Annotated in this window: 26 protein-coding genes and 2 pseudogenes; 22 read left to right on the top strand and 6 right to left on the bottom strand. The window is 41.0% G+C overall.

Going from position 1 to position 23992, the window contains the following annotated elements:
* Nucleotides 1–312: 312 nt before the first annotated feature.
* The 11 genes from rnc to ACVR1I_RS09605 all read left to right on the top strand — a co-directional run bounded on the left by rnc (nucleotide 313) and on the right by ACVR1I_RS09605 (nucleotide 10617).
* Nucleotides 313–999: a ribonuclease III gene (rnc, locus tag ACVR1I_RS09655; RefSeq protein ID WP_447443815.1), complete on the top strand. Its 687-nt coding sequence runs from the start codon at nucleotides 313–315 to the stop codon at nucleotides 997–999.
* Between the two features lie 2 nt (nucleotides 1000–1001).
* Nucleotides 1002–4535, top strand: a complete 3534-nt coding sequence (gene smc / locus ACVR1I_RS09650; RefSeq protein WP_447443814.1) for a chromosome segregation protein SMC — start codon at nucleotides 1002–1004, stop codon at nucleotides 4533–4535.
* A 1-nt stretch (nucleotide 4536) separates the two neighbouring features.
* Nucleotides 4537–5367: a Cof-type HAD-IIB family hydrolase gene (locus tag ACVR1I_RS09645; RefSeq protein ID WP_447443813.1), complete on the top strand. Its 831-nt coding sequence runs from the start codon at nucleotides 4537–4539 to the stop codon at nucleotides 5365–5367.
* A 79-nt stretch (nucleotides 5368–5446) separates the two neighbouring features.
* Nucleotides 5447–6706 (top strand): hypothetical protein, encoded by a 1260-nt coding sequence (locus ACVR1I_RS09640; RefSeq protein ID WP_447443812.1) that lies wholly within the window; start codon nucleotides 5447–5449, stop codon nucleotides 6704–6706.
* Nucleotides 6707–6731: 25 nt separating this feature from the next.
* Nucleotides 6732–7148 (top strand): PIM7 family immunity protein, encoded by a 417-nt coding sequence (locus ACVR1I_RS09635; RefSeq protein ID WP_447443811.1) that lies wholly within the window; start codon nucleotides 6732–6734, stop codon nucleotides 7146–7148.
* Nucleotides 7149–7286: 138 nt separating this feature from the next.
* Complete coding sequence (locus tag ACVR1I_RS09630; protein WP_447443810.1) at nucleotides 7287–7418, top strand: hypothetical protein; 132 nt, start codon at nucleotides 7287–7289, stop codon at nucleotides 7416–7418.
* A 212-nt stretch (nucleotides 7419–7630) separates the two neighbouring features.
* Nucleotides 7631–8212: an RHS repeat-associated core domain-containing protein gene (locus ACVR1I_RS09625; RefSeq protein WP_447443809.1), complete on the top strand. Its 582-nt coding sequence runs from the start codon at nucleotides 7631–7633 to the stop codon at nucleotides 8210–8212.
* Between the two features lie 93 nt (nucleotides 8213–8305).
* Nucleotides 8306–8587 carry a hypothetical protein gene (locus ACVR1I_RS09620; RefSeq protein ID WP_447443808.1) on the top strand — a complete coding sequence of 94 codons (282 nt, stop codon included), beginning with the start codon at nucleotides 8306–8308 and terminating at the stop codon, nucleotides 8585–8587.
* 108 nt (nucleotides 8588–8695) lie between these two features.
* Nucleotides 8696–9787, top strand: a complete 1092-nt coding sequence (locus ACVR1I_RS09615; protein ID WP_447443807.1) for a GH-E family nuclease — start codon at nucleotides 8696–8698, stop codon at nucleotides 9785–9787.
* Nucleotides 9788–9797: 10 nt separating this feature from the next.
* Complete coding sequence (locus ACVR1I_RS09610; protein ID WP_447443806.1) at nucleotides 9798–10340, top strand: ankyrin repeat domain-containing protein; 543 nt, start codon at nucleotides 9798–9800, stop codon at nucleotides 10338–10340.
* Nucleotides 10327–10617 (top strand): immunity protein Imm33 domain-containing protein, encoded by a 291-nt coding sequence (locus ACVR1I_RS09605; RefSeq protein WP_447443805.1) that lies wholly within the window; start codon nucleotides 10327–10329, stop codon nucleotides 10615–10617. The genes ACVR1I_RS09610 and ACVR1I_RS09605 overlap by 14 nt, the downstream gene beginning before the upstream one ends.
* A 213-nt stretch (nucleotides 10618–10830) precedes the next feature.
* Here ACVR1I_RS09605 and ACVR1I_RS09600 read toward each other — a convergent pair.
* A pseudogene (locus ACVR1I_RS09600) lies at nucleotides 10831–10935 on the bottom strand (DNA-binding protein); the annotation flags it as partial.
* Between the two features lie 138 nt (nucleotides 10936–11073).
* Here ACVR1I_RS09600 and ACVR1I_RS09595 point away from each other — a divergent pair.
* The 3 genes from ACVR1I_RS09595 to ACVR1I_RS09585 are packed head-to-tail and all read left to right on the top strand — an operon-like array spanning nucleotide 11074 to nucleotide 12872.
* On the top strand, nucleotides 11074–11991 hold the full coding sequence (locus tag ACVR1I_RS09595) for a hypothetical protein (RefSeq protein ID WP_447443804.1): 918 nt from the start codon (nucleotides 11074–11076) through the stop codon (nucleotides 11989–11991).
* An 8-nt stretch (nucleotides 11992–11999) separates the two neighbouring features.
* Entirely contained in the window at nucleotides 12000–12209 is a 210-nt protein-coding gene (locus ACVR1I_RS09590) for an HNH endonuclease domain-containing protein (RefSeq protein WP_447443803.1), read from the top strand.
* A 9-nt stretch (nucleotides 12210–12218) separates the two neighbouring features.
* Entirely contained in the window at nucleotides 12219–12872 is a 654-nt protein-coding gene (locus ACVR1I_RS09585) for a hypothetical protein (RefSeq protein WP_447443802.1), read from the top strand.
* A gap of 61 nt (nucleotides 12873–12933) precedes the next feature.
* Here the strand turns inward: ACVR1I_RS09585 and ACVR1I_RS09580 are convergent.
* A pseudogene (locus ACVR1I_RS09580) lies at nucleotides 12934–13035 on the bottom strand (DNA-binding protein); the annotation flags it as partial.
* A gap of 251 nt (nucleotides 13036–13286) precedes the next feature.
* Between ACVR1I_RS09580 and ACVR1I_RS09575 the strand changes: the two are divergent.
* From ACVR1I_RS09575 to ftsY, 4 genes are read left to right on the top strand one after another with little or no spacing between them, the layout of a single operon-like run.
* Nucleotides 13287–13790, top strand: a complete 504-nt coding sequence (locus tag ACVR1I_RS09575) for an HAD-IIB family hydrolase (RefSeq protein ID WP_447443801.1) — start codon at nucleotides 13287–13289, stop codon at nucleotides 13788–13790.
* The gene (locus tag ACVR1I_RS09570) at nucleotides 13787–14104 is read left to right on the top strand and encodes an HAD family hydrolase (protein ID WP_447443800.1); all 318 of its coding nucleotides are present in this window, start codon (nucleotides 13787–13789) and stop codon (nucleotides 14102–14104) included. The genes ACVR1I_RS09575 and ACVR1I_RS09570 overlap by 4 nt, the downstream gene beginning before the upstream one ends.
* The gene (locus ACVR1I_RS09565) at nucleotides 14080–14892 is read left to right on the top strand and encodes a Cof-type HAD-IIB family hydrolase (RefSeq protein WP_447443799.1); all 813 of its coding nucleotides are present in this window, start codon (nucleotides 14080–14082) and stop codon (nucleotides 14890–14892) included. The genes ACVR1I_RS09570 and ACVR1I_RS09565 overlap by 25 nt, the downstream gene beginning before the upstream one ends.
* Nucleotide 14893: 1 nt before the next feature.
* Nucleotides 14894–16249: a signal recognition particle-docking protein FtsY gene (gene ftsY, locus ACVR1I_RS09560; protein WP_447443798.1), complete on the top strand. Its 1356-nt coding sequence runs from the start codon at nucleotides 14894–14896 to the stop codon at nucleotides 16247–16249.
* Between the two features lie 76 nt (nucleotides 16250–16325).
* Here ftsY and zwf read toward each other — a convergent pair whose 3' ends face one another.
* From zwf to ACVR1I_RS09540, 4 genes are all read right to left on the bottom strand, one after another.
* The gene (gene zwf / locus ACVR1I_RS09555) at nucleotides 16326–17813 is read right to left on the bottom strand and encodes a glucose-6-phosphate dehydrogenase (RefSeq protein ID WP_447443797.1); all 1488 of its coding nucleotides are present in this window, start codon (nucleotides 17811–17813) and stop codon (nucleotides 16326–16328) included.
* A 78-nt stretch (nucleotides 17814–17891) separates the two neighbouring features.
* Complete coding sequence (locus ACVR1I_RS09550) at nucleotides 17892–18707, bottom strand: TIGR03943 family putative permease subunit (protein WP_447443796.1); 816 nt, start codon at nucleotides 18705–18707, stop codon at nucleotides 17892–17894.
* Nucleotides 18708–19613, bottom strand: coding sequence for a permease (locus tag ACVR1I_RS09545; RefSeq protein WP_447443795.1), 906 nt, complete (start codon nucleotides 19611–19613; stop codon nucleotides 18708–18710). It abuts the gene before it with no gap.
* Nucleotides 19610–19732 carry an SPJ_0845 family protein gene (locus ACVR1I_RS09540; protein ID WP_447443794.1) on the bottom strand — a complete coding sequence of 41 codons (123 nt, stop codon included), beginning with the start codon at nucleotides 19730–19732 and terminating at the stop codon, nucleotides 19610–19612. Before ACVR1I_RS09540 ends, ACVR1I_RS09545 begins: the two co-directional genes overlap by 4 nt.
* Nucleotides 19733–19867: 135 nt before the next feature.
* On the opposite strand from ACVR1I_RS09540, the gene ligA reads away from it, so the two are divergent.
* From ligA to atpB, 4 genes are all read left to right on the top strand, one after another.
* The gene (gene ligA, locus ACVR1I_RS09535; RefSeq protein ID WP_447443793.1) at nucleotides 19868–21826 is read left to right on the top strand and encodes an NAD-dependent DNA ligase LigA; all 1959 of its coding nucleotides are present in this window, start codon (nucleotides 19868–19870) and stop codon (nucleotides 21824–21826) included.
* Nucleotides 21827–21835: 9 nt separating this feature from the next.
* On the top strand, nucleotides 21836–22885 hold the full coding sequence (locus ACVR1I_RS09530; protein WP_447443792.1) for a diacylglycerol kinase family lipid kinase: 1050 nt from the start codon (nucleotides 21836–21838) through the stop codon (nucleotides 22883–22885).
* Nucleotides 22886–23023: 138 nt separating this feature from the next.
* The gene (locus ACVR1I_RS09525; protein WP_447443791.1) at nucleotides 23024–23227 is read left to right on the top strand and encodes a F0F1 ATP synthase subunit C; all 204 of its coding nucleotides are present in this window, start codon (nucleotides 23024–23026) and stop codon (nucleotides 23225–23227) included.
* A gap of 37 nt (nucleotides 23228–23264) precedes the next feature.
* Nucleotides 23265–23978, top strand: coding sequence for a F0F1 ATP synthase subunit A (gene atpB, locus ACVR1I_RS09520; protein WP_447443790.1), 714 nt, complete (start codon nucleotides 23265–23267; stop codon nucleotides 23976–23978).
* Nucleotides 23979–23992 lie beyond the last annotated feature (14 nt).

Here is a 23992-nt window from a genome sequence, read left to right as displayed (position 1 = left end):
TCGCCCCAAATTATTTTTAAAGTTAGCTTAATTTAACCTGACGGAAAATCAAAAAAGCCCGATAAGACGGGCTTTTCATTGGGTTAAGTTCTGTTGAAATAAGGAGTTATTATTCTTTGGTAATCATATTTTCCTTCTTTGTATCAATAGCTATTTTATCCATTATACCATGTTTCTAAAAAATGGTCTTTTGATTGAAATGGTAGTTCTTGCAAAATCAAGGGTTAAGGAGGGAATCATAGCGAAATTGTGGTATAATAAAACGGATAGACTGCCCAGGGAGAACGTGGGTAGCACAGAAAGGAAACTGAGATGAAACGACTGCAAGAAAAACTGCAGGTGGAGTTTGGAATTGATTTTTCAGATTTAGACTTGCTGCAAACCGCCTTTACTCACACCTCTTATGCCAACGAGCACCGCCTTCTAAAAATTTCACACAATGAACGCTTGGAATTTTTAGGAGACGCTGTTCTTCAATTGATTATTTCCAAATACCTCTACCAAAAATACCCGGACCAGCCAGAGGGAGAGATGTCTAAGATGCGTTCCAGTTTTGTACGGGAAGAAAGCCTCGCAGGTTTTTCCAGACAGTGTGGGTTTGACCAGTACCTCTTGCTTGGAAAAGGAGAAGAAAAGACAGGTGGTCGCAATCGTGATACCATACTAGGAGATGCTTTCGAAGCATTTTTGGGAGCCCTGCTTTTGGACAAGGGAGAAAAAACGGTGGAAGGTTTTCTACACCAGGTCATGATTCCCCAGTTGGAGGTCGGTAACTTTGAAAAGGTGACGGATTACAAGACGACCCTACAAGAAATGCTTCAAGTCAATGGGGAGATTGTGATTTCCTATCAGGTGATTGATGAAGTGGGACCGGCCCATGAGAAAATCTTTACTGTGGAAGTGACGGCTGATGGGGACGTTATCGGACAAGGAACAGGACGTTCCAAAAAATTAGCTGAACAAGCTGCCGCTAAAAATGCAGTGGAGGCTAGGAGATAAGTATGTATCTGAAATCAATTGAAATGCAAGGGTTCAAGTCCTTTGCGGATAAAACGAAAGTGGTCTTTGACAAGGGGGTTACAGCTGTTGTCGGACCAAATGGGTCTGGAAAATCCAATATCACAGAAAGCCTGCGTTGGGCTTTAGGGGAATCTTCTGCCAAGAGCTTGCGTGGTGGTAAGATGCCAGATGTTATTTTTGCGGGAACGGAAAACCGTAAGCCCCTCAATTTTGCGACCGTAACAGTTACCCTAGACAATAGCAATGGCTTTATTGCCGATAAGGCAAAGGAAATCAAGGTTGAACGCCAGATTTACCGCTCAGGAGACAGTGAGTACCTGATCGATGGAAAAAAAGTCCGTTTGAGAGATGTTCATGACCTCTTTATGGATACGGGACTCGGTCGGGATTCCTTCTCCATTATTTCTCAAGGCCGGGTCGAAGCCATCTTTAATTCCAAACCGGAGGAACGTCGTGCGATTTTTGAAGAGGCGGCGGGTGTCTTGAAATACAAGACCAGAAAGAAGGAAACGGAGAGCAAACTGGCGCAAACACAGGACAATTTGGACCGCTTGGAAGACATCATTTTTGAGTTAGACAAGCAGGTCAAACCTTTAGAAAAACAAGCCCAAGTAGCCCGAGAATTTCTAGACCTGGATGGCAAACGCAGCGATCTCTATCTGGATGTTTTGGTGGCTCAAATCCAAAACGGGAAAAAGGAACTATCTGAAAAAGAAAAAGAGCTCGGCCGTGTCAAGGCAGATTTGAGTGCCTATTACCAACAACGGGACAAGTTGGAACTGGAAAACCAGGAGCTCAAACAAGAACGTCAAAAACTCAACCAGCTCTTGGAAAAAGAACAAGCCCTTCTCCTAGATGTGACTCGTCTGATTAGCGATATTGAACGCAAACAAGCGGTACACCAGTTGGAATCCAGCCAAAATGAGTCCAGCAAACAAGAGGCCCAAAACCGTTTGACAGCTCAGGAGGAGAAACGCCAACAAACCCAGGTTGCTTTGGAAGAAAGCCAAGAAAAAACAGGAATCTTGACAGAGCGACTAGGAGCTATCCAATCTCAAATTACGGCACTAACAGACGAAATTGCCCATTTCTCAGAAGATCCAGACCAAGTCATCGAACACTTACGTGAGACCTATGTCACGCTCTTGCAGTCTGAAGCAGAACATTCCAATCAATTGGCCAAATTGGAGCAAGATTTGGAAAACCATATGGAAACTGTTGCCAGTAAAGCAGAGCAGATGCAACGTCTGGAAGCAGATAAGACGGAACTGGAAGCAGAAGTTTCAACCAGTCAACAGACATTTTCAGAAGCTGAAGCTCGTCTTCGCAGCCTTTTGGCAGATTACCAGACCGCTAGACAGTCAGCCTCAATTGCCAATCAGACTTACCAAGAGGAGCAAGAAAAACTCTTTTCTCTCCTAGATCAATTGAAAAATAAAGAAGCCCGCAAGAATAGCTTGGAATCCATCTTAAAAAATCATTCCAATTTTTATGCTGGGGTAAAAGCGGTGCTGCAACAGGCAGACCAACTGGGCGGGATTATTGGTGCGGTTAGTGAGCATGTGAGCTTTGATGCTCGTTACCAAACAGCGATGGAAATCGCCCTTGGTGCTGCTAGTCAACACATTATTGTAGAGACAGAGGCTGATGCGAAATCAGGGATTTCCTTTCTTAAGAAAAACCGCCAAGGCCGTGCGACCTTTCTTCCGCTGACCACCATTAAGCCAAGGCAGATTTCCCAAGCCAATCGTTCGCAGTTGGAAAAAATTGCTGGCTTTTTAGGTAGTGCAGATGAATTGGTCTCCTATGATAGAGCACTTTCAAATATCTTTCAAAACCTGCTTGGTAGCATTGCTATTTTTGAAACCTTGGAAGAAGCAAACCAGGCAGCGCGTGCAACTGGTTACCAGATTCGGATTGTGACCTTGGATGGCTCAGAAATTCGTCCTGGCGGCTCTTTTGCAGGAGGAGCGAATCGCAACAACAACACACTGTTTATCAAGCCGGAACTAGAGGCATTGCAGGCTGAAGTCACAGTCCTGCACCAAGAAATTACCCAGCAGGAAAAACAAGTTGCCAAGGAAAAAGAAAACTTGGAAGCCCTTCGCCAACAATTGGAGACGATTAAGGAAGAAGGAGAGCAAGCCCGCTTACAGGAACAAAAAATCCGACTCCAACATGAGCAACTAGCTGAGCGATTGGCAGATATGAAACAGTTGATTTCCATGCAAACAGCTCAGGTTTCTGGTGACCGCAAGGACCAACTAGAAACAGCTATTGCCCAGAACAAGGCTGCTTTATCTACCTTTGAAGAAAAAAAACAAGCCATTACAGCTCAAATTGAAGAAGTAAAAACTAACCGCAACGCTATCCAAGAACAGTTGCAGAGCCTGCAACACCAGCAAGCCGAGCTAAAATTAGAAGAGCGGCAAATGCAAAGCGAACTTGGTTTTGAGAAAGAAACCTTGAAACGATTGCAAGACGAAAGTGAGGCACTCGAAAAAGAAATCATCCTCTTGCAGGAAATTATCCAAGAAAAAGATTTGGCCTTGGATGATACGAGTTTGGAAGTCTTGTCCGAACAGTTGCAAGTTGCAACTGCCAAAAAGACAGAGACAGAACAAGGCTTGATCCGCCTAAAATTTGAATTGGAGGATATCGAAGGCCAATTTGAAGATATTGAAGGGCGCCTAGAGCAAGCGCGTGTTAAAAATGATGAATTGATCCGCAATCAGGCCAAACTGGAAGCGATTTGTGAACAAATAGGCCAACGCTTGCGGACGCTGGCTCTCAATCTGACAGAACAGTTCAAGATGAGTTTTGCAGAGGCTTCTAAAATAGCTAACCCTCTCACTGAACTAGCTTCAGCAGAGCAAGAACTCAAACAATTAGAACGCTCTATCCGTGCTCTTGGACCTGTCAACTTAGAAGCGATTGAGCAGTTTGACCAAGTTTCTGAACGGCTATTATTCCTCAATAGCCAAAGAGACGATGTTCTTTCTGCGAGAGACTTATTACTAGGGACCATTCATGAGATGGACAGTGAGGTAAAAGACCGCTTCAAAGTGACCTTTGAAGCCATTCGCGAATCCTTCCAAATGACCTTTAAGCAGATGTTTGGTGGTGGATCGGCAGACCTTGTATTGACCGATTCTGATTTGCTGACAGCTGGTGTAGAGATTTCTGTCCAGCCTCCTGGCAAGAAGATTCAATCCCTAAACCTTATGTCTGGTGGAGAAAAAGCTCTCTCTGCTCTAGCCCTCTTGTTCTCGATTATTCGCGTTAAAACGATTCCGTTCGTCATCTTGGATGAGGTGGAGGCTGCACTTGATGAGGCCAATGTCAAACGCTTTGGGGATTACCTGAATCGTTTTGACAAGTCCAGTCAATTTATCGTTGTGACCCACCGAAAAGGAACCATGGCAGCAGCAGATGCAATTTATGGTGTTACCATGCAGGAATCAGGAGTTTCCAAGCTGGTTTCTGTAAAACTAAAAGATGTAGAAAGTTTGTAGCATGACAATCAAGAAAATTTTTGCAACCGATTTAGATGGAACCTTTTTAAGACCAGACCATTCCTTTGATAGAGAAGGTCTCGAGGAGATTTTGAAGCTGTTTAAGGAAAAAGATTATCTCTTAGTTGCAGCCAGTGGTCGTCCTCTTTTGAGTTTAAAGAGCGTCTTTAACGGTTACGAAGAACAAATGGGTTTCTTAGCTGAAAATGGCAGTATAGTCGCTTATAGAGACCAAATCATTTTTGAAGATGCTCCCATTGCAAAAAAAATCTATCTTCCTTTGATTGAAGCCATCAAAGCGGGTCCCTATGGAAGTCGCAGTACCGTTCTTTTATCGGGGAAAAATGGGGCCTTTTTACTCGATAGCATTGACAAAGAGTATTATGACCGGATTATCAACTATTATCCCAATACTGTCTTAGTAACAGATTTTGCAACCGTTGAGGCAGCCATTGTCAAGTTGGTGGTCACCTTTGACCAAGAAACTCTGGAAGAAGCCAATCGCTGGTTGAATGAGACCTTCCCAGAAATTCACTCCGTCACAACCGGATTTGACTCGGTAGACATTATTCTAAATGGCAACAATAAGGCTGTTGGCCTGAATTACTTGTGTGAACATTTTGGTCTAAGCAGTCAAGATGTTGTCGCCTTTGGAGACAATGAAAATGATATAGAAATGTTGGAATTTGCAGGACTAGCCCTTGTTCCAAGTAATGCCAAGCTGTCTATCCAGCTCCTAGCAGATCAAGTGATTGGTTCTTGCCAAGATGACGCTGTACTCACTTATCTGAAGCAGTATCTAAAAAAAGAAACTCAAGAAAGCAACAAGTAAATCTTGGAACGGAGTGAAGAAAGAAGCAAGCAACGCTTGGAATACGATGAAGCGAGTTGCGACAAATACGTGGAATACAGTGAAAAGCGCTGTATCCCATGCCGTGAACTGGGTAGGCACCAAGGTCAGTCAGGCTGTTAACTGGGTTGGCACTCAAGTTAACCATGTCAAGAACTGGGCAGTTCAGCAGTGGAATAACTATCACCCTGCACCAAGTTACCACGCCTCATCAGGCGGTTATGGCGGAGGATACCACTCTCCAAGTAGCAGTCATGCTTATGCTCAACAACAACAGGCTCAAGCTAGAGCCCAAGCCGAGCAACGCCGTCAGCAAAAGATTAGTGACGAATACCGCCAAGCAACAGGTCTCAAGACCACACCGAAGACCCGGGAAGGCAAGAACTTGTTCCGTAACTGGGGTAAAGCCTTAGCTGAGACATTGAAGCATGTGTGCAATCCGAAGACTGCTAAGGCTAAGGATAAAGCTACCACTAAACCCACAGTGAGCGAATCCTTTAAGAAGAAAGTCAACAAACTGGATTATGAGGAGTTGACGAAGAAATACAAAGGTCTCATTAGTGCTCAACATAGCTATCAAGGTACTGGCTATGGCTATATTGTCCGGAGTCCAAAACAATTGTTTGAAGACCAGTTTGTCATGAAGCGTTACCGGGAGCTGAAGGCAAAAGAGGATGCGAAACAAGCTGACCACATTGCGGAATTGAACAAGTACCATTATCTCAATATCTACGACTCGATCAGAAAAACAGGTCGTCGACCGGATGGAACACCAGCAACGGACCTTGAGAAAAAGATAGCACCGTTTGTTCCGCTCATTCCAATTGTTCAAACTGGAGCTTCTATTTATGCTGGAGTACAAGTTGCGAAATATAATTCTAGTGTCCCTAAAGAAAATGGAATGAAGTGGAGTAGCGGTAGTAAGTCGATGCCGGCAGAAACTGGACAGATATATGGTCCACAGCAGCCAAATGACACTTTAACTCCATTAAAACCTTATGGACCACAACAAAATAACGGACCGTTAACGCCATTATCATCACTTGATAAATTATCACCTAGGCAAATTGCCAATATGTCATTAGATAATATAGGCAAGACACTACCAAAGGGGTGGGAGTTGAACAACAATAACGGTTTTGTGCATATTTATGATGGTGTAAGTCCGAAACCGATAATCAGAATTGATCCACCAGATTCTAAAACTACCTATCCACATTTACATTTTTATGATGGAAACCAAAATCCTTTAGATATAAATGGAAAAATAGTTGATTATCGAAGTCCAGATGCACATATCCCGTGGAATGGTGATCAATAGTAAATAAATGGAGGATTAATAAATAATGGGACAGTTTAATTTAAGAGAGAAGCAAATTGAAATTAATCGTATTGATTATTGGGATGTACGAATTTTAGACCTACAAATCTTATTTTTTGGTGATGAAGTTCATCTATATATTGAAGACTATGATTTGGATAAACATAATCTGGAAGAATGTTGGAAAATTACTTTTAATGGCTGTTCAAAGCTAAATTATGAGACAGATGCACGAGAACGTAGAAATTTTAAAGTAAAAGATTTTACAAAAAATCAGTTATATACTTGTCAAGATATATCGCTTGATTATTATGATGAGATTTTTACGAAATGCACGATAGTTTTAGAGGGTCTTGTTCTTCTCAATTTTATTTGTAAAACTATTGATATCGAAAAAGTTTCAATATCAAAGCAAGAATTTTTCTGGAGTAATAATTTTTAATGCTGATTTTCTTTGAAATTACTGGTGTTGCAGCAGAAGTCAATCGAGAATTAATTATGGATCCCACAATACTATTAACAACTAAGTAATTACCATAATAGAGGTTATATAATGCGAGATCAGTTATAAACTAATGAGATGTCAGTCACATTAAAAGTTGGTCTACGCTATTACACTGTTGGATCAGTTGGGTTCTTTAATTCATTTTTTCAACTGTATTTATACGCCTTGAAAATTCAAAATGGGGTAGTTGATATCCAATCCTTATAGTTCTTATTGAAAATTCGAACTTACGATTTTACATTCTCTTCCAGCGAAAACCAAAAGATACTGCTCGTTCAGGAGGTAAAAAGTCTCCGCACACTGCACCAGCGGGTGAGGAAAATAGTATCTTCTGGTATGGCTTTAGTCAGAATGTCCTCCAGTCGCTCTCTACCTTACCACAGACGGTCGGAAGTATCTGGCATGACATTTTTGATGATGTGTCTACTGCCTACCACAAGAAAGTGGCTAAGGATAGGGCTAACGACGAAGGTCTTGTGGTCAATCCGCCAGATTTGGGCAACCTTCCAGGTGAGGGGGATGTGACCTATGCTAGTGAAGTGGCAGATATTCTTATCCCTTATACGACGAGGGAAGACACCTACTATTACTACGAGGAGCGCAACTATGTCAATGATGTCAACCGAGAACATACCGAAGTGCTCCAGACCTATGACCGTGAGCTGAAAGCAAGAGAGACTTACACCTACGGATATGGCAGAAGTTCTTATCTTGACAATAAGACAGATAAGAGTTATGATTACCTGACCAACCAAGCAGGATCTGTCACAGGATTGGTTCAGGATGGTCAATCAGTCGCTTCAAGCTCTTACAACCTCTACGGTTCAACCAAAGAAAGCACTGACGAGACAGGCAACCCATTTGCCTACAACGGTGAAGCTCGTGATGTCACTGGACTTGACTATCTGCGTGCTCGTTACTATGATAGTGAGGCTGGTACCTTCCTCACCGAGGATTCCTACCAAGGTGAGTTAACCGATCCGCTTAGTCAGAATCGCTAAACCTATGTCCACAATAACCCAGTCAACTACACCGACCCAAGTGGACACTTCTGGAAGAGCATTAAGAAGGCAGCAAGTAAAGCTTGGAACGGAGTGAAGAAAGCAGCAAGCAACGCTTGGAATACAGTGAAGCGAGTTGCGACAAATACGTGGAATACAGTGAAGAGTGCAGTATCTCATGCCGTGAACTGGGTAGGCAACAAGGTCAGTCAGGCTGTTAACTGGGTTGGCACTCAAGTTAACCATGTCAAGAACTGGGCAGTTCAGCAGTGGAATAACTATCACTCTGCACCAAGTTACCAGGCCTCATCAGGCAGTTACGGTGGAGGATACCACTCTCCAAGTAGCAGTCATGCCTATGCTCAGCAACAATAGGCTCAAGCTAGAGCCCAAGCTGAGCAACGCCGTCAGCAACATATTCGAGACGAGTATAGCCAGTCAACAGGAATCAAGACGACACCTAAGACACGAGAAGCTAAGAGCATGTTCCGTAACTGGGGTAAAACCCTTAAGGAAATGTACACGCATGTGTGTAAAACAGCTAAACGTGTTAAGAAACAAGTTGCCAACTACGTTAAGAAAATCGACTGGAAGAAGGTAGCTGTCACAGCTGGTGCTATTGGTGTTGGTATTGCCCTTACCGTAGCAACCGGAGGTCTGAGTGCTCCAGTAGCGATGGCTATTGGAGGAGCGGCTTCTGGAGCCATTATGTCTGGCTATGATGCCTATGGCTCAGGTCAACATGGTTGGGCCTTGGTTGGCTCTATTGCCAAAGGAGCAGGATTAGGAGCTATTACAGGTTTTGTAGGTGGTCAATTTATTGGAGCTGGTGCCAATGTGGCCGCTAATGTGACACAAAACATTGCCAATCAGACTGTTCGTCATGTTGCGAAAGTGGGTGTTGAAGCTGGTGTTGAGACCGTTATAGATACGGGAATCTCCCTTGCGACTGGGAATCCAATTTCTCTTAAGAATGTCGTGACAGACTATGGTCTCAATCTTATTACCAATGGTTCAGGTAGTGTTTCAAGTAAGAAATCTGCCAAAGCGGATGTTCATACTAGTAAGCCTAAGTCTGGGGATGTTGCAGTTACGAAGTCTCGTCAGTCATCCACTCATGTTCAACAGCTAGCATTGCCTGCTCCTAAACAGCAACTAGCTCTGCCCGCACCCGAGCCTATTCTTGCCTTACCGGCACCTAAATCCACCTCTCAAACGCCTCATACTACTCCACTTGTAAATGGACCGTATATAAAAAATGGTAAACCAAATGGACGGCCTGCTCCAACAGGACGAGCTAAAATGGAATTTGAACAAGCAGTATTTGACTCACAAGTTGACCCGGATGGAATCCTTCGTGATCCAAATACTCAAGAAGTAATAGATTGGAAACCTGGACAACCAAGAAAAGGCGTTGTAGACTTTGGGCATGTGAAAGGTAAAAGTTATAAAACTATTTTTGAAGATTATAAAAATGGGTTGATAACATTAGACGATTTGAAAGCATTTCAGTCAGATCCTAATAATTTCCGGCTTGAAACACCTGGTGCAAATAGAAGTCATAAGTATGAATAAAGGGGGGAGTATGATGGAAGGTAATATATTTAAGATTGCTCAGGAAGGAACATTTGAAGAATTTTATTCAGTTTTTAAAGGAGATATTAATCAAATGTCGAATGATAATATGAATCTACTGAATGTGGTTTTGACTAGTAATTCGTTACTGGAAGAAAAGGTTAAAATTGTTCAATTTCTTGTTAATGAAGGAATAGATGTAAACTATCTAGATTCGGATAAGAGAAATGTTCTACATAATTTTTTTCAGTATAAAGCTAATTGGAGAGTAAACGTTAAATATGCACTAACAATCTTGACAATTTTATTGGAATCTGGAATAGATATTAATCAAGTTGATAAATATGGTTCAATTCCTCTAATCTATGCAATAACTGTCCTAAAACTACCTACAGAAGAAGCCATGCCAATATATAATCTGTTGATAGATAGTGGATCTGATACAAATCTGAAGAATTTTCAGGGAAAATCTGCTGTCGATTATGCAAGAGAATTCAGTTGGAGACATGGTCTATTGTCTGAGAATGGGGGACCATTGTATGATAAAGAATAGTGATTTTGGAGGATTTTTAGTTTCAAACAACGTAATAAATGGTCTTCGTATACAGTACACTTATCGTGAAGAATCATCAATTAGTCAGTTGAATGGGTGGACTATTATTTCTGAAGCTGATGATGCCTCTTATGTTTCAAATCCAGATAATTTTACTATTTTAGGTGCAACAAGTATTGCTCAAATATCTCCTGTAATTTTGGAAATTTTTTCAGCAAAATATGGAACAGATTTATTCTGGATTTATGAAAATAATGTTCATAATAGGCTTCTATGATTTAATCTCAGATCGTGAGGTAACGATTCAAGAAATATTGGAAATTTAGTCTTCCTGATTTGAAGAATTTGCCATTGTTAATGAAGGATAGTGGATAGAAGTCCTCTAATACTAGTAAATATACATCTAGGTTATGCGTACCTATTTGCGTTAGTGAATATTACCTCGCGTATTGTTAAAAATCCCTTGAAGAATCAATTTCCTCAAGGGATTTTACTGTTCAATCGGCATAAAGTTTCCTACAAATCTAGGATTATCTTCGTCTGGCGCAAACTTGTCAGGGTAATTCTTGTCGATGGATACGAGGCGGAAACCGTTTGGATTTGTATTAGGAGGCCAGAAGCATGTCTCTAATATTGATAAAGTAGATACTTTAGAACATTTGAGTTTAATTACTCAATTAATAGACGGTGTCGGATTCGATAATTGATTTAAGAGGGCAAATTTGTCCTCTTTTTGAATTTATTGTATAATGTTGATACTCAAGTTGCCAACTACGTTAAGAAAATCGACTGGAAGAAGGTAGCTGTCACAGCTGGTGCTATTGGTGTTGGTATTGCCCTTACCGTAGCAACCGGAGGTCTGGGTGCTCCCGTAGCGATGGCTATTGGAGGAGCGGCTTCTGGAGCCATTATGTCTGGCTATGATGCCTATGGCTCAGGTCAACGTGGTTGGGCCTTGGTTGGCTCTATTGCCAAAGGAGCAGGATTAGGAGCTATTACAGGTTTTGTAGGTGGTCAATTTATTGGAGCTGGTGCCAATGTGGCCGCTAATGTGACACAAAACATTGCCAACCAGACTGTTCGTCATGTTGCGAAAGCGGGTGTTGAAGCTGGTGTTGAGACCGTTATAGATACGGGTATCTCCGTTGCGACAGGGAATCCAATTTCTCTTAATAATGTCGTGACAGACTATGGTCTCAATCTCGTTACTAATGGTTCAGGTAGTGTTTCAAGTAAGAAATCTGCCAAAGCAGATGTCAATACTAGCAAACCTAAAGGTGGAGATGTCCAAGTCAATAAGACTAAACCATCGACTAATGTGGAATCATCTGGCGATATGCGTCAGAGAGTTCTTGCGAATATTGACGCAAGCAAAAAAGCTAGAGATAGTTCTAATTTTGATGAGCACCTCCGTCGTGAAGGTACTATTAAAGCTATCCACAATGTAGAAAATAGTACTACACCTCTGCCTTACCAGCACCAGAACCTATGTCAGCATTGCCTGCTCTTAAATCTACGCCTAAGACGGATTTTTATGTGTCACCTTCAGGAGATGCAATACCAGCCACTAGTCCATATTCTTATTTGCAAGACTCTAAGTATGTGGGAGCAGGTAAAGATTTTACCGCAACTCAAAAGAGTACTATCATAGAAGAAAATATGGCTAGAAATGGTGGAGTTGTTCGTTCGGATTTATCTGGAGAAATTTTATACCAACCTCAGAAAAGCCAAAAAGAGGTCACGCCAGATCCTAACGAGTGGCAGATAGATCATATTACCCCCAAAAGTAAAGGTGGCTCAAATAGTTATTCTAATGCACAGATGTTGTCTAGATATGAGAATCGTATGAAGTCAGATTATTATCCGTAGGAGATTAAGATGTCATATATTTTAAATGTTAAAACCTTACATGAGGGATGTTACTTAGCAAGTATTTCTTGTGCTGTTATGTCTGCTAAATTTCCAGAGTTATCATTTGAGCATTATTGGGATGGAATTAATTACTCAGTTCAGGATGGTTTTGGTAATCGAGGGACAATTACATTTCAAAATGATTTTTGTGTATGTGCTGTTCGCTCTGATAATAGTGAACGCTTAAGGAATTCGATTCCCTATACGTATTATTTTGGAAATTGTCCAGAAAAAATTATTCAATTGGCAGAGAAAGAGGCATTGCAGTATTTGTTAGATGAAACTGACGGAGTCGTTCTTCCAATTATTACAGCTTGTTTCTGGAGCAATGGAAATAAACTAGAATCTAATGATAGTTGGAGTGATGTATTTTCTAATGGTGGGGATATTTTGATTCCCCAACTCTCTACCTTTGAAATTGGTTTAGAGCATTGGAAAAATTATTATGAGATGGACATGGTAGAATTGGATTTAGTTGTAAGGTTATTCAAAGAAAGAATGTCTAATCCTAATCAAGATATTCGACTAGTTGGTGGCTTAGATGTTCTATCTAGATACGGAACAGAGGGGGTTGAGGAATCCAAGAAGCTACTAGAAAGTATGCGTATTTATTTGGATTAACATATAATACTTCGTTCAATATTCAAAAAGCACTTGAAGAAATTAATTTCTTCAAGTGCTTTTACTGTTCAATCGGCATAAAATTTCCAACTATTTTCCCCACAATCCTTGGTTCATCCTCTGCTGGCGCGAATTTGTCTGGATAATCCTTGTTGATGGAGACGTGTCCATAAGGAGATACAACTCCGTCAATAATTTCCTCCAGAAATTTTTGATGGCCAAAAGCTGTCATTTCAAGGCCAGAGGATTCGTTAATCGTTGAGTTACGAAGCGTAAGTTCAGAAAAAGAACGTGTCAATTCGGCACGTCTTTTTTTGGTGTTTCTGTGTTATAATAGAAGAAGTTGTATTAGGATATGAGATGGATACCATACTCAGGTTTTGCACCCCCTTGAAAGGTAAAAGGTTAGATTGTATGATTAAACTCATTGCAACCGATATGGACGGAACCTTTTTGGATAAGTCCGGACGGTACGATAAGAAACGCTTGAAAACCTTGTTGGAACAATGTAAGGAAAAGGGAATTTATTTTGTAGTAGCCAGCGGTCGCTGTTTGTTATCGATTAAGGAATTATTTGCGGAATTTCAAGAAGAGATTATTTTTCTAGCAGAAAATGGTGGTGTGGTTGAGTATAGGGGTGAAATTCTTTACGAAGAAACCATGCCTCGAGAGACTTATTTGCGGATTGTCGGAGCTATTCAGGCCAGCCAGTTTCAAAATACCAATACTGTTCATTTATCTGGGAAAAAAGCTTCCTACGTTTACACAGATATTGGTGAAGCCTATCAGGCGTTTTTAGAGCATTATTCGCCCAAACTTGTAAAGTTAGATGACTTTTCAAGAGTTGCAGACCAAGTGTATAAGGTCGGAGCAAGTTTTTCTTATGATGAACTGCACATGCTGCGAGTCGGTGGTTGACCGATTCTATACCAGGGGTGGTGGCCATGACAAGTGGCTATGATTGCTTAGATGTCATGATGGAGCACATCAATAAGGGCCATGCGCTTGAAAAGCTATGTGAACAGTTGGATATCAAGATGGAAGAGGTCTATGCCTTTGGGGACAATCTAAACGACGAAGATATGCTAAAGATGGCCGGTCACGCCATTGTGCCCGAAAATGCTCGACCAGAAATCAAACTGCTAGCAGAACACATCATTGGTCCACATGAAACGGGATCAATCATCACTTATATGGAGGAAATCGTATGCCAATCAAACTCATTGCACTAGATTTAGATGGAACACTCTTAAATGAAGACAAGCAAATCTCAAAAGCCAATAAAGAGGCCTTGGCTTTGGCCCGTGAAAAAGGGGTAAAGGTTGTCATTACAACAGGACGTCCCTTGCCAAGCATTCAAGCCTTTTTAGAAGAATTGGACTTGGTTCATGAAAATGAGTATTCCCTGACCTTTAATGGTGGATTAGTACAAAAAAACAACGGAGACATTATTGATCAGATTGTCTTTGGCTATGATGACGTTAAAGAGATTTACGAGACCACTCAGTCCTTGGGACTGCCACTAGATGTGGTGCAAGGTGGACAAGTTTATATGCTGGATGCTGCAGTAGATTCACTCTATCCAACCTGCAACAAGATATTGAATTATATCCCTTTTCATTTTACAGATTTACAACAGGACGCTTTCTTCAATAAGGCTGTTTCTTGCTGTGATCCAGAATATTTAGATGAGCGAATTGCCCAATTGCCACCTCATCTGTATGAAAAATTTGAGATTTTCAAGTCTAGAACCATTTTATTAGAATGGAGTCCAAAGGGTGTTCACAAAGCCAGCGGTCTAGAGAAATTGATTGCCCATTTGGGAATGGATCGCTCAGAAGTCATGACCTGTGGGGATGAAGACAATGACTTATCGATGATTGAATGGGCTGGTTTAGGTGTTTGCATGGCAAATGGATCAGAAAAAGTCAAGGCCGTTGCAGATGTTGTCACCCCGATGACCAACGAGGAAGATGCTGTCAGCTGGGCCGTTAGAAAATATGTATTAAACGAGGAGTAAGATGGGATTATTTGATCGATTATTTGGTAAAAAAACAGAGGAGCCTCTAAAAGAAGAAGTCTTGTTGGAGGATGAAACGGCAGTCCCTGTCGAAGAACAGCTTAAGGAAGGTTCTAATCAACTTGAAGAAACAGAGATACAGAGTGAGTCTAGCCAAGAGTTGGAGACAAGTATAGATCGTTCTGAAGATTCAATTCTTGAAGAAATTGCTTCAGAAACCCAAACAGCACTAGCATCAGTAGAAGTTGCAGAAGAATTATCCAGTGAAGAAGCTGCACAAAAGCAACGGACACTGGATTTTATGGAGCAATATTACGCTGAAAAAGCAGCGCTGGCTAACCGTGTGGCACAGGCTCAGGAAAGTGGAGAAGACATCGCCATTCAGACAAAAGCAGTTGAAACGTCAGTTGTAACTAGTCATGTGCCGAAAGAAACCGAGCAAGAAAAATACGAACGCAGTCTGAAGAAAACACGAACTGGTTTTGGTGCTCGTCTCAATGAATTTTTTGCCAACTTCCGAACAGTAGACGAAGAATTTTTTGAAGAATTGGAAGAACTCTTCATCATGTCCGATGTGGGCGTTCAAGTGGCTTCGACCCTAGCAGAAGATCTCCGTTACGAGGCAAAATTGCAAAATGCCAAGAAATCCAGTGATTTACAGCGGGTTATTATTGAAAAGCTTGTTGACATCTATGACAAAGATGGAACTTACAACGAGACCATCAACATGCAGCCTGGCCTAACGGTTATGCTCTTTGTTGGCGTCAATGGCGTTGGAAAAACAACCTCCATCGGTAAATTGGCTTACAAATACAAACAGGCAGGTAAAAAAGTTATGCTGGTCGCAGCCGATACCTTCCGAGCAGGTGCCGTAGCCCAGTTGGTTGAATGGGGCCGTCGAGTGGATGTACCAGTTGTGACAGGACCCGAAAAATCGGATCCAGCCAGTGTTGTTTTTGATGGGATGGAAAAAGCTGTCGCAGAACAGGCTGATATTCTCTTGATTGATACAGCAGGACGGTTGCAAAATAAGGATAACCTCATGGCAGAGCTAGAAAAAATTGGCCGGATCGTGAAGCGTGTCTTACCAGATGCTCCGCATGAAACACTTTTAGCAGTTGATGCTTCCACGGGTCAAAACGCCTTGGTGCAAGCCAAAGAATTTTCAAAAATTACCCCCTTGACTGGCTTGGTCTTAACAAAGATTGATGGAACCGCAAAAGGTGGTGTGGTCATGGCTATCCGTCAAGAATTAGATATTCCCGTTAAATTTATTGGATTTGGTGAAAAAATTGACGACATTGGTGAATTTAATTCTGAAGACTTTATGCGTGGACTTCTAGAAGGTCTGATTTAGCAGAAAACCGTTTGGTTTTCTGTTTTTTTAAAAAAGAAAAGGCAGTAGTGAATCGTCACTAACTGCTTTTTTTCTGTTATTTTAAGAGGCCACGTTCCCGATACCAGGTATCTGGTTTCCAGTGCCACTCTGTATCATAGGACTCCAGCAAATCAAAGATAGCTTGTGGTCCCATCGTTCCAGCTGGGTAGGTATGAAGAGGAACTTCATTAGCGCCCCAAATCCGAACGACTTGGTCGATGAAGGCCCAGCTAGCTTTTACTTCTTCCCAATGGCTAAAGTTGGTCGAATCGCCATTTAAAACATCAAAGAAGAGTTTTTCATAGGCTTCTGGTGAGTTGCCTAAGGCTGCTGCACTGTGGCGCCAGCTTAATTTGGCTGGAGTAAGGGAGAAGGTTGAACCAACTTCCTTACCATTGATAAAGAGCGAGAAACCTTCCGTTGGCTGAATGTAGATTGTTAGGACATTTTGTTCTGAATGTTGCCCAAAAATATCTTCGGCTTTCTTAAAGGTAATGGTCACACGTGTCCCTTTTTCGGTCAGGCGTTTTCCAGTACGGAAGAAGAAGGGAACATCTTTGAAGCGTTCCGTATCTACAAAGAAGACGCCACCAGCAAAGGTTTCAGTTTGAGAATTTTCTGCGATATTTGGCTCATCGAGGTAAGCGACATAGTCTTTTCCATCGATGCTACCAGCAGCATACTGAGCACGGACAAAATTCTTTTTGATTTCATCATTCGATTGCATGCGTAGGCTCTGGAAAACCTTGATTTTTTCAGCTCGGACATCACACTCGTTAAAGCTAGCAGGCTTGTCCATAGCTAAGATTGACAAGACCTGCAAGGCATGATTTTGGATCATATCTTTTAAGGCGCCGGATTTGTCATAATAACCACCACGGTCTTCCACACCGATGGACTCTGCAAAACTAATCTGAACGTTTTCGATAAAAGCGCGATTCCAAATATGTTCAAAAATCATATTTGCAAATCGAACGGCAAAGATATTTTGAACCATTTCTTTACCAAGATAATGGTCAATACGGTAAATCTGGTCTTCTTCGAAAGTTTGAGACAATTCATGATTCAAAATTTCTGCTGTTTCTAAACTGGTCCCAAATGGTTTTTCGATGATGAGGCGTTCAAATCCTTTTCCATCCACAATTTCTTCTGATTTTAGGTGTTTTGCGATGGTTCCAAAGAACTCAGGAGCCATGGACAAAAAGAAGATTTTATTGTGTTGTGTCTGGTATTGCTTGCCAAGAGAAGCTTGTAATTCACGAAGGGCGATATAATGCTCCGTATCATTGACATCATGGCTTTGATAGTAGAAGTGGCTAGCAAATTCATGTGCTTGACGCGGGTTATCTGGTAAATCGCCTAATGATTCAATGACCGTTTGTTCAAAGAATTCCTTTGTCCAAGGACGACGAGCCGTACCAATAACAGCAAAATTGTCAGCAATATGTCCAGCCTTATAGAGTCTGAACAAAGAGGGGTAAAGTTTGCGTTTGGCGAGGTCGCCACTTGCCCCGAAAATGGTAAATAAAACAGGTGATGACATAATACATTCCAATCTGTAAGGTAATAAATCTATTATAGCATAAATTTTCAGATAATTTAAGATTTCAGTGTCATTTTCTTAGAAAATCCGATAAACATAAGGGTTTTTAGGTTGTGAAATACGTTGAAATTCTGTTAAATCTAGGCTTGGCAAGGACTGTTTAAGAGAATTGTGGTAGACAATACGAACTGTTCCACGGGCTTTGACCCAAGTGTCGTTTTCAAATTGTTCTTGATTGCCAGTTGATACCATACCGTAAACACCTGAATCGGCAATACAATGAATAATGCCAAAGCGAAAAATAAACTGTTGGTTTGGATTGTCTGGGTCATTGTAGACAAATCCTGTTAATTCAATCGTTTTTCCAGCAAATTCATCTGGATAATCATAAATAGCTTCCATGACAGCCATGTAATTTTCATTTGTGATAGTGATTATTTCTTCTTTTAGATAGAAGTCGGCTACCTTTCGCATTTCTTCCTTGTAGGCTGATTTTGTGAAATAAGTTGACGTATCCGGTTTAAGATACTGAACAGAAGTTCCTTCTTGTTGTTGGGTGTCGCTGTCTACCCCTGCAGCCAATGGGAAATGGTAACCCTTAGCAGCAACAGTTGTAGCGTCTAAGGAAACTGTCGGAAAGCCCCATGCAATAATAAGAGGAATTAACAAGAAAGCGATGCTGGCAACTTGAGCGGTTTTTGTAGTCAGATGGCTATGAACTTTCATCTGTTTCATCCATACTACCAGTTGGACAATGGCAAGTAGAAAGGCCAAAATCATAGACAAAAAGGCCAGGTAAGTATAGTGAAGATTGATGTATTGGTCTAACTTGCCCGATACATAGAGGTACATGGTCATTTCAAAATAACCCATTAAAATCAAAAAGCGAACCATTTAAACTCCTCCTAATAACAAGCAGTAGATCAGGATAACAACACTCAAAATCCCGATAAATTGCATAATGAACTTATTGGTAAAATGGTTTTTCATCATCAGAAGATTTTTGATGTCTATCATGGGTCCAATAACCAGAAAGGCCATGACAGGAGCAAAGCCAAAACTAGAAAGTAAGGAAGCCCCGATAAAGGCATCTGCTTCTGAGCAGAGTGAGAGCAAGAAAGCAAGCAACATCATCAAAAGAATGGCTGTGAGAGAATTGTGTCCGATTCGGGTTAAGAAGGCCGTTGGGATATAGACTTGGACAAAGCTGGCAAACAAACAACCAAAGACCAGATAGCGACCTGTATCAAAAAATTCATCAATGGCTTGAATGAGGGCATAGCCAACCTTGCGCCAGCCTTTTTTATCTGAAAAATCATGCAAGTGCACTGCTTTTTTGTTTGCCTTTAAGATTGGCTCTTTTGAAAGAAAACCCCAAAAAATTCCTAAAATGATTGCGACCATAATTGATCCAATGGCACGAAACAAGGCAAAGCGAATCGAATTTCCAAAAGCAGTATAGGTTGCAAATAAGACAATGGGATTGATGACAGGAGCCGTTGCTAGAAAGGGAATAGCTGTATAAGTCGGCACTTCTTTTTCCAAAAAACGATTGACAATTGGGACAATTCCACATTCACAGGACGGAAAAATAAAACCAATAAAAGTTCCAAACAAAATCCGTAGAAATTTATTCTTAGGAAGGTATTCGTGGACCTTATCTGGTGTGATGTAGACATCAATAAATCCTGAAATAATGGATCCAATTAGGACAAAGGGCAGAGCCTCAATCATAATGGACAAAAAGATGGCCCCCATTTGTAAAACAGAGGTTGGTAATTGCTGGAAGAGAGAGGTCATTTTTCATTCTCTTTCTGTTGATTTTGCTCAGGGAATTCCACCTTTTCCAATTCATCAAAGCTTGCAAATTCTTCTAACATTTTTTCTAAATCATCTTGTCGTTTGTACGTAACAGGCATGGGTTCCTCCAAAAAATATAGTTACTGTTTATTATACCGTTTCTATTGAAAAAATTCTCCTCATAGCTATTTCTTTTTGAAAAACCTAGTTCTTTTGACGGATAAAATGGCTTAAAAAAATGGTATAATAAGGGTATGAAAAACAGAATGAATGAATTAGTGATTTTATTGAATCGTTTGGCAGATGAGTATTACCGTTTGGACAATCCAAGCGTTACAGATAGCGAGTATGACCGTCTGTACCGTGAGTTGGTAGAAATAGAAGCGGCCCATCCAGAATGGATTTTGCCAACCAGTCCTAGTCACCGTGTGGGTGGGAAAATACTAGACGGTTTTGAAAAATACACCCATGAATATCCCTTGTATAGTTTACAAGATGCTTTTTCCTATGAGGAATTAGTCGCTTTTGACAATCGTGTTCGCAAAGAGTTTCCACAGGCGAGCTATATCTGCGAATTAAAGATTGATGGCTTATCTATTTCATTGACCTATCAAAATGGTCACTTGCAAGTTGGGGCAACGCGTGGAGACGGTAGTGTTGGTGAAAATATCACTGAAAACTTGAAACGTGTCAAGGATATTCCACTTGTTCTACCTGAAGCAATTGATATAACCGTGCGTGGTGAGTGTTACATGCCCAAGGCTTCTTTTGAAAACGTCAATCAGCTTCGTCAAGAAAAAGGAGAAGCTGTCTTTGCCAATCCACGCAATGCCGCAGCAGGTACCCTAAGGCAATTGGATACTGCTGTGGTGGCTTCTAGGGGACTTGCAACCTTCTTGTACCAAGAAGCGAGTCCAACTGATCTACCAAGTCAAGCAAGTGTCTTACATCAGTTAAGAGAGCTCGGATTTTCAACCAATTCAGACTATGTCTTAGCGGATTCCATCCAAGAGGTGTGGGACTTTATCCAAAAAATGGAAGACAAACGCCAAGACCTAGCGTATGAAATTGACGGAATCGTCATCAAGGTTAACGATTTGGCTATCCAAGAAGAGCTTGGATTTACAGTGAAAGCTCCTCGTTGGGCCATTGCTTACAAATTCCCTGCAGAAGAAAAAGAAGCAGAATTGTTATCTGTTGATTGGACTGTTGGACGGACTGGAGTAGTGACGCCAACGGCTAATTTGACACCAGTACAGCTAGCAGGGACAACCGTTAGTCGTGCGACCTTACACAATGTGGATTATATTGCTGAAAAAGATATTCGGATTGGCGATACAGTTATCGTTTATAAGGCAGGAGACATTATCCCAGCTGTTTTGCGTGTCGTTGTAGACAAACGAACCACAAAAGAGCTCATGCCGATTCCTAAGACTTGTCCAAGTTGTGATAGTCAGCTATTGCATTATGAAGATGAAGTTGCCCTTCGTTGCATCAATCCTCATTGTGCCTCTCAAGTCATGAACCGCTTGGAGCATTTTGCGAGTCGCAATGCCATGAATATAGCAGGTTTGGGAACGTCTATCGTTGAAAAGCTCTACCAAGCCGGATTGGTTTCAGATGTGGCTGATATTTATAAGTTGACAGTTGCAAACCTTTTGACCTTGGAGGGCTTTAAGGAAAAATCTGCTGAGAAACTATACCAAGCGATTCAAGCATCCAAAGAGAATTCAGCGGATCGCCTGCTCTTTGGTCTGGGAATTCGCCATGTCGGAAGCAAGGCCAGCAAATTATTACTAGAAACCTTTACGAGTATTGAAGCGCTTGCAAAAGCAAGTAACCAAGAGATTGCAAGCATTGAAGGCTTGGGACTGGTTATTGCAAACTCCTTAGTAACCTATTTTCAAAATGACGGCGCTAAAAGCCTGATTCAAGAATTAAAAGCAGCTGGAGTGAATTTGGCATACAATGGACCAATAGCAGTTGAAGGTGCGGTATTATCTGGCAAAACAGTTGTTTTAACAGGTAAACTCGAACGCTTAAAACGGAGTGAAGCCAAGGAAAAATTGGAACGTCTAGGAGCAAATGTAGCCGGATCTGTTTCTAAAAAAACAGATTTAGTAATTGCTGGAGCAGATGCAGGTAGTAAATTAGCAAAAGCACAAGCTCTTGGGATTGACGTCAAAGATGAAGCATGGTTAGAAAGTTTATAAGGAAGCAATATGGAGAAACAAAAAAGAGCACGCTTGATTTACAATCCAACCTCTGGACAAGAAATCATGAAAAAAAATGTTGCAGAAGTATTGAATATTCTTGAAGGATTTGGTTATGAAACATCTGCATTTCAGACAACGCCAGAAAAGGACTCTGCAAAAAATGAAGCGCAAAGAGCTGCCAAAGTCGGTTTTGACTTGGTGGTTGCGGCTGGGGGAGATGGCACTATAAATGAAGTGGTCAATGGGATTGCTCCGCTCAAGAAACGTCCTAAAATGGCCATTATTCCAACAGGTACAACCAATGATTACGCTAGAGCCTTGAAAGTTCCGAGAGGAAATCCAATAGAAGCTGCCAGATTAATCGGTAAAAACCAAACCATTTTAATGGATATTGGTCTTGCAAAAACTAAAAAAGATGAGCAAGATTTAGAAAGTTACTTTATCAATATTGCCGCAGCAGGTACCTTGACAGAGCTGACGTATAGTGTGCCAAGTCAATTAAAAACTATGTTTGGCTACCTAGCTTACGTTGTAAAAGGTGCTGAATTGCTACCGCGTGTCAAATTTACACCAGTAACGGTTAAACATGATCACGGAGAATTCAAAGGCAAGGTTTCCCTTATCTTTGTCGCCTTGACCAATTCTGTTGGAGGTTTTGAACAGATTGTGCCAGATGCCAAGCTTGATGATGGTCATTTTACGCTCATCATGGTTAAAACAGGAAATTTATTTGAAATCTTGCACTTGGTTCGTCTGGTTTTAGATGGAGGCAAGCATATCGCTAGTGACAAAATAGAGTATATTAAGACAAAGAAAATCTCAATTAAGGCACAAAATCAAGATCTGGATCGTCTCTTGATCAATCTGGATGGAGAATATGGTGGTGATGCACCTGTCAAACTGGTCAATTTAGCCAACCACATTGAATTCTTTGCAGATACAGATAAGGTATCTGATGATGCGATTACTTCAGACCGAGAATACCTGGAAATGACCAGAAGATTTGAAGAGGAAATGACACACATAGAAGAGCCTTTTTTAGAGGACAATATATAATAGGAAGAAAGGGTTTTTTGGCCCTTTTTTATTATGAAAATTACATTGAAAAAAACGTTTACTTACCCCTGTTTCCTTGACAAAAGTCTATTTTAGGAGTATGCTAACAAGGTATCAAAATTTAAAAGGAGAATCATTATGGATTTGTCAGCATTGGGATTAGGTATTGCTACTTTAGGTGTTAGTATTGGTGAAGGAATCTTGGTAGCAGCTTATTTGAACGGCTCAGCACGTCAACCGGAACTCCAAAGTAAATTGATGTCTGGAGTATTTTTAGGTGTTGCCTTTATTGAGGGTACCTTCTTCGTAACCCTAGCAATGACATTCTTGTTCCGTGGTTAAGAAATCTAGATAACAGTTAGAAAAGGGGGAATCTTCATTGGAAGAGCATATGAATCCAACCCTAACGCTTGGTCCAGTTACATTTGATTTGGCCATGGTATTGGTTTCTGCCGTCACCATTGCAATTATTTTTAGTCTGGTGTTTTGGGCTAGTCGCAAGATGCAATTAAAGCCTCAAGGGAAACAAAATGTATTGGAATATGTCTATGAACTGACCATCAATTTTACAAAGGGAAACTTAGGCGATGTTGAGGCAAAACGATATGCCTTATTCTTTTTCACAGCTTTTACATTTTTGCTAGTAGCTAATAACCTTGGTTTGATGACCAAAATTGAAACCTCACAAGGTTACAACTTATGGACATCACCTACTGCAAATATGGCATATGACTTAGGGCTTGCTACCATAGCGACCGTTTTTTGTCATATTGAAGGAATTCGCAGAAGAGGATTAAAAAAATACCTCAAGGCTTTTGTGACACCGGTTGCCATGACTCCGATGAATATCTTAGAGGAAGTCACAAATTTGGCCTCTCTTGGTCTACGTCTTTATGGAAATATTTATGCAGGTGAAGTATTGGTAGGTTTGCTATTGCAATTAGCGCATGTCCATGCTTTTGCTTATCCAATAGCACTCTTATTAAATGTTTTATGGACTGGATTTTCTGTGTTTATTTCGTGTCTCCAAAGTTACGTATTTGTTATGTTGGTATCGATGTATTTGAATAAGAAAATTGACGATGGAGAATAGGGGAAAGGAAAAGA

This window comes from Streptococcus cameli (assembly GCF_053207365.1).
This window is presented reverse-complemented; position numbering and strand designations above follow the sequence as displayed.